Below are 17,656 nucleotides of genomic sequence, written 5' to 3'. Positions count from 1 at the left end.
TGGCGCCATCTTAACAGATCGCCCCGCCGGTAATTCTTCATGTGACGATGGGTTGAAGTTGGCGAAAAAGGCCTTATTGTAAAAAAGCCCCGTCAAAAGCGCTGTGCCAGCATCGTGGAAATCCGCCACTTTCCTCACCATCGTTTCCGGGTAGAATGCTCGTTCGCATGCGGCCATAAGGGCTGCACGGGCGACTCACGGGGCCGCCCTCCATCCCTACGTGTGGAAGATCCTGCCAATATGTTTGCGCCTTTGTTAAAAAAACTTTTTGGAAGCAAGAACGAGCGTGAAGTCAAACGCATGCTCAAGACGGTACAGATCGTCAATGCCTTCGAAGAGCAGATGGTCGCCCTGACGGACGAGCAGTTGCGGGCCAAGACCGCAGCGTTCAAAGAGCGCCTGGCCAAAGGCGAGACCCTTGACCAACTGTTGCCCGAAGCCTTCGCCGTTGCGCGCGAGGCCGGCAAGCGGGTCATGGGCATGCGTCACTTCGATGTACAGCTGATCGGTGGCATGACCTTGCACGAGGGCATGATCGCAGAGATGCGTACCGGTGAAGGCAAGACCCTGGTGGCGACCCTGGGCGTGTACCTCAACGCGCTGTCCGGCAAGGGCGTGCACGTGGTCACGGTCAACGACTACCTGGCCCGCCGCGACGCCAACTGGATGCGCCCTCTGTATGAATACCTGGGCCTCACCGTGGGTGTGGTCACCCCGTTCCAGCCGCCGGAAGAAAAGCGCATCGCCTATGCCGCCGACATCACCTACGGCACCAACAACGAATTCGGTTTCGACTACCTGCGCGACAACATGGCGTTCAGCATGGAAGAGAAATTCCAGCGCGAGCTGAATTTCGCCGTGATCGACGAAGTCGACTCCATCCTGATCGACGAAGCCCGTACCCCGCTGATCATCTCCGGCCAGGCCGAAGACAGCTCCAAGCTGTACATCGAGATCAACAAGCTGATCCCGCAGCTCAAGCAGCACATCGAAGAGGTCGAAGGCCAGGTCACCCAGGAAGGCCACTACAGCATCGACGAGAAGACCCGCCAGGTCGAACTCAACGAAGCCGGCCACCAGTACATCGAAGAGATGCTCACCCAGGTCGGCATGCTGGCCGAGGGCGAGAGCCTCTACTCGGCGCACAACCTGGGCCTGCTGACCCACGTGTATGCCGGCCTGCGTGCCCACAAGCTGTTCCACCGCAACGTCGAGTACATCGTGCAGGACGGCCAGATCCTGCTGATCGACGAGCACACCGGCCGCACCATGCCGGGCCGTCGCCTGTCCGAGGGCCTGCACCAGGCCATCGAGGCCAAGGAAAACCTGAACATCCAGCCCGAGAGCCAGACCCTGGCCTCGACCACGTTCCAGAACTACTTCCGCCTGTACAACAAGCTGTCCGGCATGACCGGTACCGCCGACACCGAAGCGTTCGAATTCGCCCAGATCTACCAGCTCAACGTGATGGTGATCCCGCCGAACAAGCCGCTGGCGCGCAAGGACTTCAACGACCTGGTCTACCTGACGGCCGAAGAGAAGTACACCGCGATCATCGCCGACATCAAGGAGAGCATGGCTTCCGGGCGTCCGGTGCTGGTGGGTACCGCCACCATCGAAACCTCCGAGCACATGTCCAACCTGCTGATCAAGGAAGGCATCGATCACAAGGTCCTGAACGCCAAGTTCCACGAGAAGGAAGCCGAGATCATCGCCCAGGCCGGTCGCCCGGGTGCACTGACCATCGCCACCAACATGGCCGGTCGTGGTACCGACATCCTGCTGGGCGGCAACTGGGAAGTCGAAGTGGCTGCCATGGACAACCCGACGCCCGAGCAGGTTGCCCAGGTCAAGGCCGACTGGCAGAAGCGTCACCAGCAGGTGATCGAGTCCGGTGGTCTGCACGTGATCGCCTCCGAGCGCCACGAATCGCGCCGTATCGACAACCAGCTGCGTGGCCGTTCCGGCCGTCAGGGCGACCCGGGCTCGAGCCGCTTCTACCTGTCGCTGGAAGACAGCCTGATGCGCATCTTCGCCTCCGACCGGGTCAAGAACTTCATGAAGGCCCTGGGCATGCAGTCCGGCGAGGCCATCGAGCACCGCATGGTCACCAACGCCATCGAGAAGGCCCAGCGCAAGGTCGAAGGTCGCAACTTCGACATCCGCAAGCAACTGCTCGAATTCGACGACGTGGCCAACGAGCAGCGTAAGGTCATCTACCACATGCGCAACAGCCTGCTGGCGGCGACCAACATCGGCGACACCATCGCCGAGTTCCGCCAGGAAGTGCTCGATGCCACCGTGGCCCAGCACATCCCGCCACAGTCGCTGCCCGAGCAGTGGGACGTGCCGGGTCTGGAAGCGGCCCTGGCCAGCGATTTCGGGGTCAAGCTGCCGATCCAGCAGTGGCTGGACGAAGACGACCACCTGTACGAAGAGACCCTGCGCGAGAAGTTGATGGCCGAGCTGATGGCGGCCTACAACGAGAAGGAAGAGCAGGCCAGCGCCGATGCCCTGCGTACCTTCGAGAAGCAGATCCTGCTGCGTGTGATCGACGACCTGTGGAAAGACCACCTGTCGACCATGGATCACCTGCGCCACGGTATCCACCTGCGTGGCTACGCCCAGAAGAACCCGAAGCAGGAATACAAGCGCGAGTCGTTTGCCCTGTTCCAGGAACTGCTGGACTCGATCAAGCGCGACACCATCCGCGTGCTCTCGCACGTTCAGGTTCGCCGCGAAGACCCGATCGAAGAGGAAGCACGCCTGCGCCGCGAAGCCGAAGAGCTGGCCCAGCGCATGCAGTTCCAGCACGCCGAGGCCCCTGGCCTGGAGGCGGGCGAGCTGCTTGAGGAGGGTGCCGACGTCGCCGTGGCCGCAGCGCCGGTGCGCAACGAGCAGAAGCTGGGCCGCAACGAACCCTGCTGGTGCGGTTCGGGCAAGAAGTTCAAGCAGTGCCACGGCAAGATCGACTGATCGCACCGCCGTTGCCCCCTGCTGATATCTGAACACCGCGCCGCGACGGGCCCAACCGTCGCGGCGTTGTTCCATCTCAAGCGCCGGTATCTCGAGCCGGCGCCTTTTTTCTAGGAGCGCTTTCATGGCTGTCGGTCTTGGTCCTTTGCCAACGTTGCACCCGGTTCCAGGTTTTGAACTCGGTATTGCCTCTGCGGGCATCAAGCGCCCCGGGCGCAAGGACGTTGTGGTAATGCGCTGCGCCGAAGGCTCCAGCGTTGCCGGCGTGTTCACCCTCAATGCGTTCTGCGCTGCCCCGGTGATCCTGGCCAAGCAGCGCGTGCAGGGCAGTGTGCGTTACCTGCTGACCAACACCGGCAACGCCAACGCCGGTACCGGCGCCCCCGGCCTGGCCGCTGCCGAGCGCACCTGCGCCAGGCTGGCCGAGCTGGCGGGTGTCGACGCCGATGCGGTGCTGCCGTTCTCCACCGGTGTGATCGGTGAGCCACTGCCGGTCGAGAAGATCGAAGGCGCGCTGCAGGCCGCCCTGGACGACCTGTCGGAAAACAACTGGGCCGAGGCCGCCACCGGCATCATGACCACCGACACCCTGCCCAAGGGTGCCAGCCGCCAGTTCCAGCATGACGGCGTAACCATCACCGTGACCGGCATCAGCAAGGGCGCCGGGATGATCCGCCCGAACATGGCGACCATGCTCGGCTACATCGCCACCGACGCCAAGGTGGCGCCGGCCGTGCTCAAGGACCTGCTGCTGGACGGCGCCAACAAGTCGTTCAACCGCATCACCATCGACGGCGATACCTCGACCAACGATTGCTGCATGCTGATCGCCACCGGCAAGGCCGACGTGGCTGAAGTGACCGAAGCCCGCGGCCCGCTGTTCGACGCGCTGAAAAAGGCGGTGTTCGAGGTGTGCATGGAAGTGGCCCAGGCCATCGTGCGTGACGGTGAAGGCGCGACCAAGTTCGTGACCGTTCAGGTCAACGGTGGTGGCAATCATCAGGAATGCCTGGACGTCGGCTATGCCGTGGCGCATTCGCCGCTGATCAAGACCGCGCTGTTCGCCTCCGACCCGAACTGGGGCCGGATCCTGGCAGCTGTGGGCCGTGCTGGCGTGCCGAACCTGGACGTGAGCCTGATCGACGTGTACCTGGACGATGTGTGCATCGCCAGCAAAGGCGGCCGCAACGCCACCTACACCGAGGCCCAGGGCTCGGCCGTGATGGCCCAGGAAGAGATCACCATCCGCATCGACCTGGGGCGTGGCGACTGCAGCGAGACGATCTGGACCACCGACCTGTCCCATGAGTATGTGAAGATCAACGCCGAATACCGTACCTGACCGTATTGCGGGTCAAGCCCGCTCCCTCAAGGATTGCAGTAACCCTGTGGGAGCGGGCTTGACCCGCGATAGGCCCCCGCACATCCCGATGGAGCCCACCCATGAGCTACCAACTGATCATCGGCGACAAGCTGTATTCCTCCTGGTCGCTGCGCGCCGCCCTGGCCCTCGAACTGGCCAGGGTGCCCTACACCGAACTGCTGATCACCCTCAACCAGCCCGATACCCGCCAGCGCATCCTTGCGCACTCCGCCACCGGCAAGGTGCCCCTGCTCAAGTCCGAACACGGCACCATCGCCGATTCGCTGGCAATCGCCGAGTACCTGGCCGAGCGCCACCCTGAAGCCAACCTGTGGCCCAGCGACATCGCTGCCCGGGCCCAGGCGCGTTCGGCCTGTGCGCAGATGCACAGTGGTTTCTTCGCCCTGCGCAGCACCATGCCGATGAACCTGGACCACGATCAGGCCCTTGAGAGCATTCCACTCGAGGTGCAGATCGACATCGACCGCATCGTCGCCCTGTGGTCCGAGTGCCGCCTGGTGGCCAAGACCCCGGGCCCGTACCTGTTCGGCGAACTGAGCCTGGCCGACGCCTTCTTCGCCCCGGTGGCGGTGCGCCTGCGCAGCTACCGTGTCGAACTGCCAGCGGCAGCCGCCGCCTACGTCGAGGCCATCTACCAGTGGCCGGCCTTCCAGGCCTGGCAGCAGGCTGCGCTAGCGGAGCGTGCGTCGTGAAGCGGGTGCATGTTGCCGCTGCGGTGATCCGTGGCACCGATGGGCGCATCCTGATTGCGCGCCGTGCCGACAGCCAGCATCAGGGCGGCCTGTGGGAGTTTCCCGGCGGCAAGGTGGAGGCGGGGGAGGCGGTCGAGATCGCCCTGGCCCGCGAGCTGCACGAGGAACTGGGCATCGTCGTGACCCGTGCACGGCCCTTGATCAAGGTGCGTCACGACTACCCCGACAAGCAGGTGCTGCTGGACGTGTGGGAGGTCGACGGCTTTACCGGCGAGCCCCATGGCGCCGAAGGCCAGCCACTGGCCTGGGTGTCGCCACGCGAACTGCCGCAATACTACTTCCCTGAAGCCAACCAGCCCATCGTGGCGGCCGCGCGGTTGCCTGGCCACTACCTGATCACCCCGGGCGAACTGGAAGCCCCGCAGTTGCTGCGCGGCATCCAGAAGGCGATTGCCGGCGGGATCAAGCTGGTGCAGTTGCGTGCGCCCAACGGCTACGACCCCAAGTACCGCGATGTGGCGGTGGATGCGGTGGGGCTGTGTGCCGGCAAGGCGCAGTTGATGCTCAAGGGGCCGCTGGAGTGGCTGGGCGATTTCCCGGCGGCAGGGTGGCACCTTACGGCCGAGCAGTTGCGCAAATACGCGCCCAAGGGCCGACCGTTCCCCAGGGAGCGCTGGCTGGCCGCGTCATGTCACAACGCCGAAGAACTGGTGCTGGCCGAGCAGATGGGGGTGGATTTCGTCACCCTGTCGCCGGTGCAGGCGACCCAGACGCATCCCGAGGCGGTACCGTTGGGCTGGGAGCAGGCCAGCGAGCTGATCGAAGGCTTCAACCGGCCGGTGTATGTGCTGGGTGGCGTGGGGCCGGCTGATTGCGAGCGGGCCTGGCAGTTCGGCGCTCAAGGCGTGGCCGGAATTCGAGCGTTCTGGCCTGAGGCCTGAGTGAAGCCTCGCCGGCAAGGCCGGCTCCTACAGACGGCGCTGACCTTTGTAGGAGCCGGCCTTGCCGGCGAAGCGGCGTCATGGCCTGGCCGCAGCCTGCCACAACACCTCCGCCACCCCCTGGCGCCGCGCAATCACCCGCGCCGCCACGAACAGCAAGTCCGACAGCCGATTGATGTACGCCAGCCCCACCCCCGCCAGCGGCTCTGCCGCATTCAACTGCTGACACCGCCGCTCCGCACTGCGGGCCAGGCTGCGGCATACATGGGCCTGGGCAATCAGCGCCGAACCGCCCGGCAGAATGAAGTTCTCCAGAGGCCCCAGCTCTTCGTTCCAGTGGTCGATCGCCGCTTCCAGGCGCTGTACCTCGGCCTCGTTCAAGGCCTGGTAACTGGGCATCGCCAGCTCACCACCCAGGTCGAACAGCCGATGCTGACACGGCGCCAGCACTTCGACCACCTCGTCCAGGTGTTGCTCGGCCAGGCCTGCCAGCAACACGCCCAGCTGGCTGTTGAGCGTGTCCACCTCGCCGATGGCCTCGATGCGCGGATGGTCCTTGGCGACGCGACGGCCGTCGCCCAGGCCGGTTTCGCCCTTGTCGCCGGTGCGGGTGTAAATCTTCGACAAGCGAAAACCCATGCTCATGACTCCATCGTTGGCGGGCCGGGGGGTGGCATCGGCAGGTTGCTCAGCGGCAGGCGCAAGGTGAAGCACGTGCCCTGACCCGGCGCCGACTGCACCTCCATCTGGCCCTTGTGGTTGTTGGTGATGATGAAATACGACACCGACAGGCCCAGGCCAGTGCCCTGGCCGATTTCCTTGGTGGTGAAGAACGGCTCGAAGGTGCGCTTGCGCACCGCCTCGGGCATGCCCACGCCATTGTCTTCGACCTGGATCTCGGCCCACGGCGGGTTGAGCCGGGTACGCAGGATGATACGCCCCGGTTCGCTGTCGTCTTCGCGCTGGTGAATCGCCTGGGCGGCGTTCTTGAGCAGGTTGAGCAGCACCTGTTCCAGCTCGTTGGCGGTGCCGGGCACCGGGCCCAGGGCCGGGTCGAACTGGCGCACGATGGCCTGGCCCTTGAAGTCGAAGCCTTCGGTCAGGTCGAAGTCGTTGCCGGCGATCTCCACCGCCTGGTCGATCAGTGCCGGCAGGTCGCACGGTGCCATCTGGCGGTTGCTGCGGCGGCTGAAGCTGAGCATGTGGGTGACGATCTTGGCCGCCCGTGCGCCGGCCTGCTGGATGCCATCGAGCAACTGGGGTACCTGGCGGTTTTCCAGGTACTGGTTGACCGTACCCAGGTCGATGCCGGTTTCGCTGGCCTGCTCCAGGTTCTTCGGCAGGTCGGGGGACAGGCGTCGACGGATGTTCTGCACGTTGTGCAGGATCGCCCCCAGCGGGTTGTTGATCTCGTGGGCCATGCCAGCAGCCAGGCCACCGACCGAGAGCATCTTCTCCGACTGCACCATCATCTCTTCGAGCGACAGGCGCTGGGTGATGTCGTCGATGCGAATCACAACGCCGCGCCCGCCACCGCCCATCAGCGGGTAGAAGGTCAGGGCATAGTGGCGCGCATCGTCGCCCCTGGTCCAGGTGACCCGCTCGATCTTGGCCACGCGGTGCTTCTCGACGCTTTCCTTGAGCTGCGGCAGGAACGGCTTGAGCGGCTCGAACGCGAGGAAGATAGGCTGGTTCAGCGCCTCGTCCAGCGGCGTGCCGGAAAGCGCGCTGGCCTCCTGGTTCCACTGGGTCACGTAGAGCTGTTCGTCCAGGGCGATCAGTGCCGAGGGCATGGAGTCGATGATGCTGTTGAGGTAGTTCTGAAAGCCGGTGAGCTTGCGCTCGATCTTGCTGCGCACCTGTACTTCGAGTTCCAGCTTGCGGTTGGTGTGACGGGTTTCCTCGGCCAAGCCCTGGGCCTGGTCATAGGCGGTCTGGAATTCGTCGCGGGCGCGCTTGAGTTGCTGTTCGCGGGCTTCGATGCGCGACAGCATGGTGTTGAACGCCTCGGCCAGGCTGCCGATTTCGTCGCGGTTGCCGGGGCGCGCGCGCAGGGCATAGTTCTCTTCGCGGGTCACCTGGCGCGAGAGCTGTTCGAGCTGGTAGATCGGCTGGGTGATCAGGCGCTTGATCTGCCGCGCAATCAGCATCCATAGCAGGATGCTGAACACCAGGATGCCCAGGCTGGCGGTCAGTGTGCCTGTATAGAAGGCCATCGGCAGCTCGCTGCTGGCCACCAGCAGCAGATGCCCGGGCGGGCTGCCGGGGCGCGGCAGGGTTACCAGCTGGGTGCTGCGAAACTCGGTCAGGCGCCAGCTCTCGATGTTGCGGTAGCGCTTGGGCACAGCCAGGGGTTCGCCGTGCTGCAACTGCGCCAGCAGCTTGCCGTCGCTGCCATACAGCGCGGCGGCGCGCAGCGGTGTGTAGCTGTCCAGTTCCTTGAGCAGGTCGTTGGCCGCCTCTGGCGAGTCGGCGGCGCGCTGTGCCAGCTCCGGGTGCGATACCAGGCGGCCGATGGTCTGCAGGGCCTGGGGCGCCATGGCCTCCTGGGAGATCCAGTAGGCGGCGCTGATGAAGGTCAGGTTGGCCACCAGCAGAATGGTGATCAGCAGCACCAGCAGGGCGGCCAGCAGCTTCTGGCCGACCGGCAGGTTTTCCAGGCGTTCGCGCAAGGGCATGGTGACGGCGTGATCCTGTGGGTGGAGGGGCAGGGTAGCGTTGCCCTCAGTCGCTGGGCAACCCGCGTGCGTTCAGGTGTTCGACCAGGCGCCGGTGCAGCCGTTCAAGGTGCGCCAGATGGCGGCCGTGGCGGGCGGCAACGCGGCAGGCGTGGCCGAGCAGGTAGTGGATCTCGGTGCGTCGGCCCTGGCGCACGTCCTGGTACATGGAAGAGTAGTTCGCCGCCGTGGCCTGGATGACCCGTTCGACCTCGACCTGCAGATCGGTGGCGGCTTCGGGCTGGCCGCAGTGCTGCAGCAGCTCGGCCAGCTCCGCGCACAGCGTGGCCACCTCGCAGTGATGCTCGGCCAGGCCGCCGTTGCGGCACGCATGCAGCACGGTCAGTGGGTTGATGGCGCAGTTGAGCGCCAGCTTGCGCCATAGCCGGGTGAGGATGTCCGGGGTCCACTGGTGCGGGATGCCTGCGTCGGTCAGATCGTCGAGCCAATCGGGCGGCAGCGGGTTGGCCGGGTCGCCCAGCCAGTTGAAGCCATGCCCGGCAAAGTTCACCTGCCAGTCGGCTTCGCGAAACGCGCCCTCGGTGCTGGAGGCGAAGATGCAGCGTGCGTGGGGGACCTGGCTGGCGACTTCGTCCTGGCTGCCCAGGCCGTTCTGCAGCAGCACCAGCTCGGCATTGCGCGCCAGTCGCGGCGCCAGCTGCGCCACTGCCGCGGGCGCGTCGTAGGCCTTGCAGGCCACCAGCAGCCGGTGGATAGGCGTGCCTGCATCGGCGGTTTCGGCGGGGATCGCGTGGCGCTGCGCCTGGCCGTTGTGTACCAGGCTCAGGCCGCCCGCCGCCTCGTAGGCGTGCAGGCGCGCAGGGTCGCGCAGGATCAGGCGGACCGCCTTGCCGGCCTGTGCCAGGCGGCAGGCCCAGAGGCTGCCCAGGCTGCCGGCGCCGAGAATATGCCAGGTGCTGCTCATCTGCGTTTCGCAACCGTTATAATGAACCCGCATTTTAACCGTCAAACCCGGCACGCTCCATCATGCTCTGCGACCAGGGGCCCATGAGCGTGCGTTTATTTTTTTGGAGAATGGATATGCCGTCGTTCGACGTGGTATCGGAACTGGACAAGCACGAAGTCACCAACGCCGTGGAAAACGCGGTCAAGGAGCTCGACCGCCGCTACGACCTCAAGGGCAAGGGCAGCTTCGAGTTCAAGGAAAAGGAACTGACCGTCAACCTCACCGCCGAGGCCGAGTTCCAGCTCGAGGCGATGATCGACATCCTCAAGCTGGCGCTGGTCAAGCGCAAGATCGACGTGCAGTGCCTGGAGGTCAAGGATGCCTTCGCATCGGGCAAGGTGATGAAGCAGGAAGCGACGCTGAAGGAAGGCATCGACAAGGAACTGGCCAAGAAGATCGTCGCCCACATCAAGGACGCCAAGCTCAAGGTCCAGGCCGCCATCCAGGGCGAGCAGGTACGCGTCACCGGCAAGAAACGCGACGACCTGCAGGAAGCCATCGCGGCCCTGCGTGCCAAGGAGTTCGGCATGCCGCTGCAGTTCAACAACTTCCGCGACTGATCCCCGTGCACCCGGAACCTTGGCGCCGTTTCGGCGTCCGAGGTTTCTGCGGCCGCTGAAACGATTGCGGCGCCACGCTTTCCCCGTTTTTTGCCGCCCGGCATCAGGAGACAACCTATGGATTTGAACGCTGAAGTGGATCAGCTGGTCAGGACTTCGCAGACCTGGATCCCGATGATCATGGAATATGGCAGTCGCCTGTTGTTGGCGCTGCTGACCCTGGCCATCGGCTGGTGGGTGATCAACAAGGTCACCTACCGCCTGGGCAAGCTGCTGGCCCTGCGCAACGCCGACCTGGCGCTGCAAGGCTTCATCAGCAGCCTGGCGAACATCATTCTGAAGATCCTGCTGGTGGTCAGCGTGGCCTCGATGATCGGCATCGAGACCACCTCGTTCGTGGCCGCCATCGGTGCCGCCGGCCTGGCCATCGGCCTGGCCTTGCAGGGCAGCCTGGCGAACTTCGCCGGTGGGGTGCTGATCCTGCTGTTCCGTCCGTTCCGCCTGGGCGACTGGATCGAGGCCCAGGGGGTCAGCGGTACCGTGGACAGCATCCAGATCTTCCACACGGTGCTGCGTACCGGTGACAACAAGACGGTGATCCTGCCCAACGGCAGCCTGTCCAACGGCATCATCACCAACACCAACCGCCAGCCGACCCGCAAGGTGGTGTTCGATGTGGGCGTGGACTACGAGGCCGATCTGCAGGTAGCGCGCAAGGTGCTGCTGGACCTGGCCAATGACCCGCGGGTGCTGCAGGAACCGGGCGCGCCCCAGGCGGTGATTTCGGCACTGGGCGACAGCTCGATCACCGTGTCGCTGCGAGCCTGGGTGAAGACGGCTGACTACTGGGACGTGATGTTCATGCTCAACGAGCATGCGCGCGACCGGTTGAAGGCCGAGGGCATCGACATCCCGTTTCCGCAGCGGGTAATCCGTGTGGTGCAGGAAGCGGCCGTGCAGTAACACGCCTCGAGCTCATCGCGGGTCAAGCCCGCTCCCACAGGTACATCATGTGTCTGGAGACAGTGATTACCGCGTGGGAACGCGGCTTGCCCCGCGATTCGGGTGCACCGATTACACTTGTTCACTTCTTGTTACTGTCCGACCTTTGCCTTTTCTGGCATACAGGCTGGCTGATTTTCCCTGCCAGGCCTTGCCATGCTTACCCCGCTGATAAACATCACCCCGTTCCGGGCATTCTGTTTCGCCATGACCCTGGCGCTGTTCGAGCTGCTGACCTACCTGGCCAGCGACGTGGTGATGCCTGCCATGCCCACGGTGGTGGGCGACCTGAATGCCAGCCCCGAATTCATCCCCCATGCGCTGAACCTCTACCTGCTTGGCGGTGTGCTGCTGCAGTGGCTGATCGGCCCGCTGGCCGACCGCTACGGGCGGCGTCCGCTGCTGCTGTGGGGATGCGCCATCTTCTGCCTGGCCTGCCTGGCCACCTATTGGGTCGAGGGCATCGAGCTGTTCAACCTGCTGCGCCTGTTGCAGGGCATCGGCCTGGGCTTTGTGGTCACGGTCAGCTACCCGGCCCTGAACGAAGCCTTCAGCGAGGCGGATGCGGTGCGCATGATGGCCCTGCTGGCCAACATCGCCCTGCTTTCGCCGCTGCTCGGCCCACTGGTAGGCACCGTGCTGCTGGAATGGGTCTCGTGGCGCTGGCTGTTCGTACTGTTCGCAGGGTTCGCCGTGCTGACCTGGTGCGCGCTGTACCGCTTCATGCCTGAAACCCTGGGGGTGGAGCGGCGCGACGGTACGCGCCTGGCCTTCCAGCCCATCCACCTGCTGCCCTTGCTGGCCGGTTACGGGCAACTGCTGGGCAACCGCCGCTTCGTTGCCGGCAGCGCTGCCCTGGGCCTGGTGGGCCTGCCGCTGATCGGCTGGATCGGTCTGTCGCCGGTGCTGCTGATTCATGACGAGGGCTTGAGCACCCTGGACTATGCACTGTGGCAATTGCCGGTGTTCGGTGGCCTGATTGCAGGCAACCTGATCATCAACCGCATCGCCGAGCGCTACAGCCTGCGCGCGCTGATCCGCAAGGCCCTGTGGCCGTATCTGATCGGCCTGGGCGCGGCCATGCTGGGCACCTGGCTGTACCCTTCGGTGTTCAGCCTGGTGGCGGGCATGTCGCTGTACGCATTGGGCCTGGGCATCGCCAACGCGGTGCTGTACCGCATGACGCTGTTCTCCAGCGAGCAGAGCAAGGGCCTGGTATCGGCGATGCTGGGCATGATCACCATCGCCTTGCTGGGCCTGGGCGGCGCCTTGCTGGCGATGCTGGGGGCAGGGGCGAGCCTGTTGAGCTTCGCCCTGGCGGCAGGTTGCGCCGGGTTGCTGGCGCTGTGGCCGTTGCGCACGGTGCTGCAGGACGACGCCGAACTGGCGTCGCTGGCCTAGGCTCCGGGGCGCTCGGTGGTCTCGGGCTCCACGGGGGCCAGCTTGCCGCGCCGCAGTTCCTGGTGCCAGTGCAAGGCGATCAGGATCAGCGTTGGCACCCCGAGCATCGCGGTGATCAGGAAGAAGTCGTGATAGCCGTACTTCTCGACCATCACGCCTGAGTAGCCACCGATCAGGCGCGGCAACAGCAGCATGATCGAGCTGAGCAGGGCGTACTGGGTGGCCGAGAACTTCAGGTTGGTCAGGCTCGACAGGTAGGCCACGAAGGCCGAGGTCGCCAGACCCGAGCTGAAGTTGTCGAGCGAGATGGTCACCACCAGCATCTGCAGGTTCGGCCCCATGTCGGCGAGCATCAGGAACAGCAGGTTGGTCGCCGCAGAGGTCACACCGCCGATGAACAGGATCGGCAGGATGCCGAAGCGCACGATCAGCAGGCCGCCCATGCCGGCCCCGAACAGGGTCATGAACAGGCCGAAGATCTTGCTGACGCTGGCGATCTGGTCCTTGGTGAAGCCCTGGTCGATATAGAACACGTTGGCCATCACGCCCATCACCGTGTCCGACATGCGGTAGGTGGCGATCAGCCCCAGCAGCAGCAGCGCCTGCCAGCGGTAGCGCACGATGAAGTCGTTGACCGGAGTCAGCACCGGGGCCAGCCCGCGTCGCCCCATGGACGACAGGCACAGCGTGGTGAGGGTGATGTAGAGGATCGCGCGCAGGAAGGCGCGGTCTTCAAGCAGCAGGTCGAGCAGGCTGGCGCCTTCGAACAGCACGCTGGCGAAATCGGTGTTGTACAGCTGGGTGAACATCGCCGGTACCGACACCAGCAGAATGATCAGCACGAAGACCGAGGCCAGCTGGTGGCCGAAGCCGTAGCGCGCCGCCGACAGCTGGGTACGCAGGGGTACGGGCGGCTCGCGCATCAGCAGGCTGGTGATCAGGGCGGGCACCATCAGCACGCCGAACAGCACATAGGTGCCGGTCCAGGCGCTGTGCTTGTAGCTGAAGCCGGTGGAGCCGAACCCTTCGGCAAAGAACAGCGCGCCCGCGGTGGCCAGCAGGGCGGCGACCCGGTAGCCGGCCATGTAGCTGGCGGCCAGGGCGGCCTGGCGCTGGTCGCCGGCGATCTCGAGGCGGTAGGCATCCACGGCGATGTCCTGGGTGGCCGAGGCGAAGGCCACCAGCACCGCCAGCGCGATCAGCCACGACAGGTGCTTCTGCGGGTCGCAAAAGCCCATGCCGACCAGGCCGATGACCACCAGGATCTGTGACAGCACCAGCCAGGAACGGCGTCGGCCAAGCTTGCCCAGCAATGGCAGGCGCCATTGGTCCAGCAGTGGCGACCATACCCACTTGAAGGCGTAGGCCAGGCCGATCAGGCTGGCATAACCGATGGTTTCACGGGCAACCCCGGCTTCGCGCAGCCATACCGACAGGGTCGAGAACACCAACATATAGGGCAGGCCGGCGGCAAAGCCGAGCAGCAACAGCACCAGGGTCGACGGGCTGGCATAGGCAGCGAGCGCAGCGCGCCAGGTTTTACGGGGCATGGGCCAACATCTGCCTCAAGTTTGCGAAAACAAAGCGCGCACTCTAACCGCTGTGCTCCATCGGGCGCCAGCCATGGCGCAACATATCCACACGATTGTTCCGGACGGTCACCCCTTCGGCCCGCAGGCGGGCCCGCTGCTCATCCCCGGAGGGCGTGCCAAGGGCCAGGCTCAGGCGTCCGCCGGCGCCCAGCACGCGGTGCCAGGGCAGGCGAGTGTCGCTCGGCAACTGGCTGAGGGTGCGCCCCACCCAACGCGCCGCGCTGCCCAGGCCGGCGATGGCCGCCAGTTCACCATAGCTGACCACCTTGCCTGGCGGCAGTTGGCCCAGCACCAGGTAGAGCGCCGTCCGTCGGTCTTCTGCGCGCTGCTGCGCGTCGGTCAAGGCCGCGCTCATCGGGGCGTTGCGGGGCAGTGAAGGGGGCAGGGCGCACAAATACGAATTGAACTCATCGGCATTGGCTGGGTCAGTCCTTGTTCTGCTGGCGGGTATCTGGATAATGCCCGATTTTTCTGCGAACCCGAGTTTCTGTACTGCCTATGTATTCTAGAGCCTTGTTGTGCCTTGTGATGACCGGTGTCTGCGCCCCTGCGGTGGCCGATACCGTATGGATGAAGAACGGCGACCGGCTCAGCGGCAAGATCAAGGTCTTCGACGGTGGCAAGCTGGTGCTGCAGACCGAGTACGGTGGCTCCATCGCGCTGGACTGGAAGAAGGTCAAGACCCTGGAGAGCGACCAGGAACTGCTGGTCAAGCAGGACGCCTACACCGGCGAGAAGGCCAAGTCGCTGCAGGCCGGTGAAGACGGCCAGGTGATCCTGGCCAATGGCGAGGCGCCCAAGGCGGTTGAACTGGCCAGCATCCAGCAGATCATGAAGCCCAAGCCGCTGGTCGAAGACATGCTGTGGAAGGGCAACATCGACCTGGCGCTGGACTACAAGCGCGCCGAGACCGACAGTGACGACTACGACGTCGACTTCAAGACCACTGCCCGTCACGGTCGCTGGCGGCATAACGCCGAGGGCGAGTACAACCGCGAGACCAAGAACGACACGACCACCACCAACAACTGGAGCGCCGAATACGCGCTGGACCGCTTCATTACCGAGCAGTGGTTCTGGCAGGGGCGTCTGAACTACAAGCGCGACCACATCGAAGACCTGACCCGCCAGCGCACGGTCGGTACCGGCCCGGGCTACCAGTTCTGGGACGACGAGCTGGGCGCGTTCTCGCTGGGTTCGCTGCTCAACCGCACCGACTACGAGTACAGCGACGGCGGCAAGGACAACTTCTATTCGCTGGGCGTGAAGTGGGACTACAACCGCTACCTGATCGGCAAGTCGGTCGAGCTGTTCACCAACGGCGAGGTTGGCAAGCCGCTGGGCGGCGTGGCGGACTACAGCCTGGATGCCGAGGTGGGCCTGCGCTACAAGGTCACCGAGTGGGCATCGCTGAACCTGAAGGCCGAGAAGGACATCATCAGCGGCACCAGCGACAGCGACCTGGACAAGACGCGCTACACCGTCGGCTTCGGCGTGGCCTGGTAAACCGCTTTCGCATTCAGGGGCCGGCGCCTGCAGGCCCCTTGGCAATCGCCACTGATAATGATTAGCTTGTCGCGATCACACCTTTCCCAGGAGCACCCCCGTGAGCGCGAAGGCTGCAAGGCAGGCAAGAGAGCTGCTGCTCAAGGAGTACCGTGGCGTACTCTCGACCCATTCCAAATCGATGCCCGGCTTCCCCTTCGGTTCCGTGGTGCCGTATTGCCTGGACGCCGACGGTAACCCGCTGATCCTGATCAGTCGCATTGCCCAGCACACCCACAACCTGCAAAAAGACCCCAAGTGTTCGCTGCTGGTAGGCGAGCGCGATGCCGAGGACGTGCAGGCGGTGGGTCGTCTTACCTTGATGGCCGAGGCCCACAAGCTGGCCGACCCCGAGGCCATCGAGGCCGCCGCCGGGCGCTATTACCGCTACTTCCCCGAATCGAGCCAGTACCACAGTGCCCACGACTTCGACTTCTGGGTGCTCAGGCCGGTGCGCCATCGCTATATCGGTGGCTTCGGCGCGATTCACTGGCTGGACGACGTGACCCTGGCCAACCCGTTCGCCGGCAAGGCCGAGGTGAGCATGGTCGAGCACATGAACGACGACCATGCCAACGCCATCGCGCACTACGTCGAACTCAGCGGCCTGCCGGCCAGTGCACCGGCCTCGCTGGTAGGGATCGATACCGAGGGCATGCACCTGCGCATCGGCCAGGGCCTGCACTGGCTGGCGTTTCCAAGGTCTTGCAATACACCGATACAAGTACGCGAAGCCCTGGTTTTGCTGGCCCGCGCCGAACAGTGGCCTGATCGCGAGGCGGTCGAGGGTTGAAATTGCAACGGCCAGCAACCATTTAAGGTCGTACCTGCAAGGACATCTTGCGTAGAGGAACCCTTGATGCGTGCTTTTCTACTGCTGTTTCTGCTTTTCCCGGTGCTCGAGCTGTATGTGTTTTTCAAGGTCAGCACCGCGATCGGATTTTTCCCGGCGCTGCTGCTGATCATCGCGGGCTCGGCCCTTGGTGTGCTGGTGGTGCGGGTCGCAGGCCTTGCCACCGCGCTGCGTGCGCGGGCGAGCCTGCAGCGCGGCGAATTGCCGGCCGAAGACATGTTCCACGGCCTGATGCTGGCCCTGGGTGGCGGTCTGCTGTTGCTCCCCGGCTTCATCAGCGACGTGATCGGCCTGATCGTGCTGTTACCGTTCAGCCGCCGGTTGCTGGCCAACAAGCTGCGCCAGCGCGCCGAAGCCCAGGCCATGCGTCAGCGCGCCTTCGGCGACGACCCGTTCAATGCGCCGCCCGGCGCACCGCGTCAGCCCAATGTGATCGAAGGCGAATACGAAAAGCGTGACCCGTGACGCGAGCGCTCGCCCGCGTAGCATGAAACGGCCCTTCGGGGCCGTTTTTCATTTGGCGCGCCGGGCTGCAAAAATTTTCATCGGCAAGCCTTGTAATCGCCTTGGCCGACCTCATGTATGGGTCACCGCAAGGTTTCTGGGCATTTGCCCCAGACAATACATGCGTGGCCCGCCCCGCGGTCCACGATCGGCTACGCCGAAAGCATCAACACGCCGGTAACGATACCGGCCGATGAAAACCACTATCAGGAGAGATCGACAATGAAGCTTCGTCCTCTGCATGACCGCGTCGTCATCCGTCGCAGCGAAGAAGAATCGAAAACCGCTGGCGGTATCGTTCTGCCAGGCTCGGCCGCTGAAAAACCCAACCGTGGCGAAATCGTCGCCGTGGGTACCGGCCGCATCCTGGACAACGGCGAAGTGCGCGCGCTGGCCGTGAAAGTGGGTGACAAGGTGGTTTTCGGCCCGTACTCGGGCAGCAACACTGTGAAAGTTGACGGCGAAGACCTGCTGGTAATGGCTGAGAACGAGATTCTCGCCGTTATCGAAGGCTGATCCGCT

Annotated in this window: 16 protein-coding genes; 11 read left to right on the top strand and 5 right to left on the bottom strand. The window is 64.5% G+C overall.

Annotated elements, in window-relative coordinates:
• Window positions 1–240 precede the first annotated feature (240 nt).
• The 4 genes from secA (at window position 241) to N0B28_RS21325 (ending at window position 5,993) form a co-directional block, all read left to right on the top strand.
• Window positions 241–2,976 carry a preprotein translocase subunit SecA gene (gene secA, locus N0B28_RS21340; protein ID WP_054914834.1) on the top strand — a complete coding sequence of 912 codons (2,736 nt, stop codon included), beginning with the start codon at window positions 241–243 and terminating at the stop codon, window positions 2,974–2,976.
• Between the two features lie 124 nt (window positions 2,977–3,100).
• The gene (argJ, locus tag N0B28_RS21335; RefSeq protein ID WP_078479527.1) at window positions 3,101–4,318 is read left to right on the top strand and encodes a bifunctional glutamate N-acetyltransferase/amino-acid acetyltransferase ArgJ; all 1,218 of its coding nucleotides are present in this window, start codon (window positions 3,101–3,103) and stop codon (window positions 4,316–4,318) included.
• 101 nt (window positions 4,319–4,419) lie between these two features.
• Window positions 4,420–5,052: a glutathione S-transferase gene (locus tag N0B28_RS21330; protein ID WP_088515537.1), complete on the top strand. Its 633-nt coding sequence runs from the start codon at window positions 4,420–4,422 to the stop codon at window positions 5,050–5,052.
• The gene (locus N0B28_RS21325) at window positions 5,049–5,993 is read left to right on the top strand and encodes a Nudix family hydrolase (protein ID WP_275728595.1); all 945 of its coding nucleotides are present in this window, start codon (window positions 5,049–5,051) and stop codon (window positions 5,991–5,993) included. Before N0B28_RS21330 ends, N0B28_RS21325 begins: the two co-directional genes overlap by 4 nt.
• A 78-nt stretch (window positions 5,994–6,071) precedes the next feature.
• On the opposite strand, the gene N0B28_RS21320 is transcribed toward N0B28_RS21325, so the two are convergent.
• From N0B28_RS21320 to N0B28_RS21310, 3 genes are read right to left on the bottom strand one after another with little or no spacing between them, the layout of a single operon-like run.
• A complete protein-coding gene (locus N0B28_RS21320; RefSeq protein ID WP_043862079.1) occupies window positions 6,072–6,632 on the bottom strand; it encodes a cob(I)yrinic acid a,c-diamide adenosyltransferase in 561 nt (186 codons plus the stop codon).
• Window positions 6,633–6,634: 2 nt separating this feature from the next.
• Window positions 6,635–8,671 (bottom strand): ATP-binding protein, encoded by a 2,037-nt coding sequence (locus N0B28_RS21315; protein WP_043862080.1) that lies wholly within the window; start codon window positions 8,669–8,671, stop codon window positions 6,635–6,637.
• Between the two features lie 46 nt (window positions 8,672–8,717).
• Window positions 8,718–9,635, bottom strand: a complete 918-nt coding sequence (locus N0B28_RS21310) for a putative 2-dehydropantoate 2-reductase (RefSeq protein ID WP_043862081.1) — start codon at window positions 9,633–9,635, stop codon at window positions 8,718–8,720.
• Between the two features lie 116 nt (window positions 9,636–9,751).
• Here N0B28_RS21310 and N0B28_RS21305 point away from each other — a divergent pair, with 116 nt between their 5' ends.
• The 3 genes from N0B28_RS21305 (at window position 9,752) to N0B28_RS21295 (ending at window position 12,640) form a co-directional block, all read left to right on the top strand.
• A complete protein-coding gene (locus N0B28_RS21305; protein ID WP_043862082.1) occupies window positions 9,752–10,237 on the top strand; it encodes a YajQ family cyclic di-GMP-binding protein in 486 nt (161 codons plus the stop codon).
• A 117-nt stretch (window positions 10,238–10,354) separates the two neighbouring features.
• Window positions 10,355–11,200, top strand: coding sequence for a mechanosensitive ion channel family protein (locus tag N0B28_RS21300; protein WP_043862083.1), 846 nt, complete (start codon window positions 10,355–10,357; stop codon window positions 11,198–11,200).
• A gap of 195 nt (window positions 11,201–11,395) precedes the next feature.
• The gene (locus tag N0B28_RS21295; RefSeq protein ID WP_043862084.1) at window positions 11,396–12,640 is read left to right on the top strand and encodes an MFS transporter; all 1,245 of its coding nucleotides are present in this window, start codon (window positions 11,396–11,398) and stop codon (window positions 12,638–12,640) included.
• On the opposite strand, the gene N0B28_RS21290 is transcribed toward N0B28_RS21295, so the two are convergent.
• Together N0B28_RS21290 and N0B28_RS21285 are read right to left on the bottom strand one after the other, a co-directional pair.
• Window positions 12,637–14,190, bottom strand: a complete 1,554-nt coding sequence (locus tag N0B28_RS21290; RefSeq protein ID WP_043862085.1) for an AmpG family muropeptide MFS transporter — start codon at window positions 14,188–14,190, stop codon at window positions 12,637–12,639. The two genes, N0B28_RS21295 and N0B28_RS21290, sit on opposite strands and share 4 nt — an antisense overlap.
• A gap of 43 nt (window positions 14,191–14,233) precedes the next feature.
• Window positions 14,234–14,587 carry an MGMT family protein gene (locus N0B28_RS21285; RefSeq protein ID WP_275728585.1) on the bottom strand — a complete coding sequence of 118 codons (354 nt, stop codon included), beginning with the start codon at window positions 14,585–14,587 and terminating at the stop codon, window positions 14,234–14,236.
• A gap of 143 nt (window positions 14,588–14,730) precedes the next feature.
• Between N0B28_RS21285 and N0B28_RS21280 the strand changes: the two genes are divergently transcribed.
• The 4 genes from N0B28_RS21280 (at window position 14,731) to N0B28_RS21265 (ending at window position 17,650) form a co-directional block, all read left to right on the top strand.
• Window positions 14,731–15,738 carry a DUF481 domain-containing protein gene (locus N0B28_RS21280; protein ID WP_043862087.1) on the top strand — a complete coding sequence of 336 codons (1,008 nt, stop codon included), beginning with the start codon at window positions 14,731–14,733 and terminating at the stop codon, window positions 15,736–15,738.
• Window positions 15,739–15,838: 100 nt separating this feature from the next.
• Window positions 15,839–16,570: a HugZ family protein gene (locus tag N0B28_RS21275; protein ID WP_043862088.1), complete on the top strand. Its 732-nt coding sequence runs from the start codon at window positions 15,839–15,841 to the stop codon at window positions 16,568–16,570.
• A gap of 66 nt (window positions 16,571–16,636) precedes the next feature.
• The gene (locus tag N0B28_RS21270) at window positions 16,637–17,095 is read left to right on the top strand and encodes an FxsA family protein (RefSeq protein WP_054914827.1); all 459 of its coding nucleotides are present in this window, start codon (window positions 16,637–16,639) and stop codon (window positions 17,093–17,095) included.
• Window positions 17,096–17,356: 261 nt separating this feature from the next.
• A complete protein-coding gene (locus tag N0B28_RS21265) occupies window positions 17,357–17,650 on the top strand; it encodes a co-chaperone GroES (protein WP_009050540.1) in 294 nt (97 codons plus the stop codon).
• The last annotated feature ends 6 nt before the right edge of the window (window positions 17,651–17,656 follow it).

Origin of the sequence: Pseudomonas sp. SD17-1 (assembly GCF_029201585.1) — a bacterium.
Taxonomy (GTDB): Bacteria; Pseudomonadota; Gammaproteobacteria; order Pseudomonadales; family Pseudomonadaceae; genus Aquipseudomonas; species Aquipseudomonas palmensis.
Note: the sequence above shows the minus strand (reverse complement) of the source record. Positions and strands in the feature narration are given on the sequence as shown.

Coding starts and splice junctions, on each gene's coding strand:
- secA (WP_054914834.1), top strand. CDS start 241: ATGTTTGCGCCTTTGTTAAAAAAACTTTTTGGAAGCAAGAACGAGCGT.
- argJ (WP_078479527.1), top strand. CDS start 3,101: ATGGCTGTCGGTCTTGGTCCTTTGCCAACGTTGCACCCGGTTCCAGGT.
- N0B28_RS21330 (WP_088515537.1), top strand. CDS start 4,420: ATGAGCTACCAACTGATCATCGGCGACAAGCTGTATTCCTCCTGGTCG.
- N0B28_RS21320 (WP_043862079.1), bottom strand. CDS start 6,632: ATGGGTTTTCGCTTGTCGAAGATTTACACCCGCACCGGCGACAAGGGC.
- N0B28_RS21315 (WP_043862080.1), bottom strand. CDS start 8,671: ATGCCCTTGCGCGAACGCCTGGAAAACCTGCCGGTCGGCCAGAAGCTG.
- N0B28_RS21310 (WP_043862081.1), bottom strand. CDS start 9,635: ATGAGCAGCACCTGGCATATTCTCGGCGCCGGCAGCCTGGGCAGCCTC.
- N0B28_RS21305 (WP_043862082.1), top strand. CDS start 9,752: ATGCCGTCGTTCGACGTGGTATCGGAACTGGACAAGCACGAAGTCACC.
- N0B28_RS21300 (WP_043862083.1), top strand. CDS start 10,355: ATGGATTTGAACGCTGAAGTGGATCAGCTGGTCAGGACTTCGCAGACC.
- N0B28_RS21295 (WP_043862084.1), top strand. CDS start 11,396: ATGCTTACCCCGCTGATAAACATCACCCCGTTCCGGGCATTCTGTTTC.
- N0B28_RS21290 (WP_043862085.1), bottom strand. CDS start 14,190: ATGCCCCGTAAAACCTGGCGCGCTGCGCTCGCTGCCTATGCCAGCCCG.
- N0B28_RS21285 (WP_275728585.1), bottom strand. CDS start 14,587: ATGAGCGCGGCCTTGACCGACGCGCAGCAGCGCGCAGAAGACCGACGG.
- N0B28_RS21280 (WP_043862087.1), top strand. CDS start 14,731: ATGTATTCTAGAGCCTTGTTGTGCCTTGTGATGACCGGTGTCTGCGCC.
- N0B28_RS21270 (WP_054914827.1), top strand. CDS start 16,637: ATGCGTGCTTTTCTACTGCTGTTTCTGCTTTTCCCGGTGCTCGAGCTG.
- N0B28_RS21265 (WP_009050540.1), top strand. CDS start 17,357: ATGAAGCTTCGTCCTCTGCATGACCGCGTCGTCATCCGTCGCAGCGAA.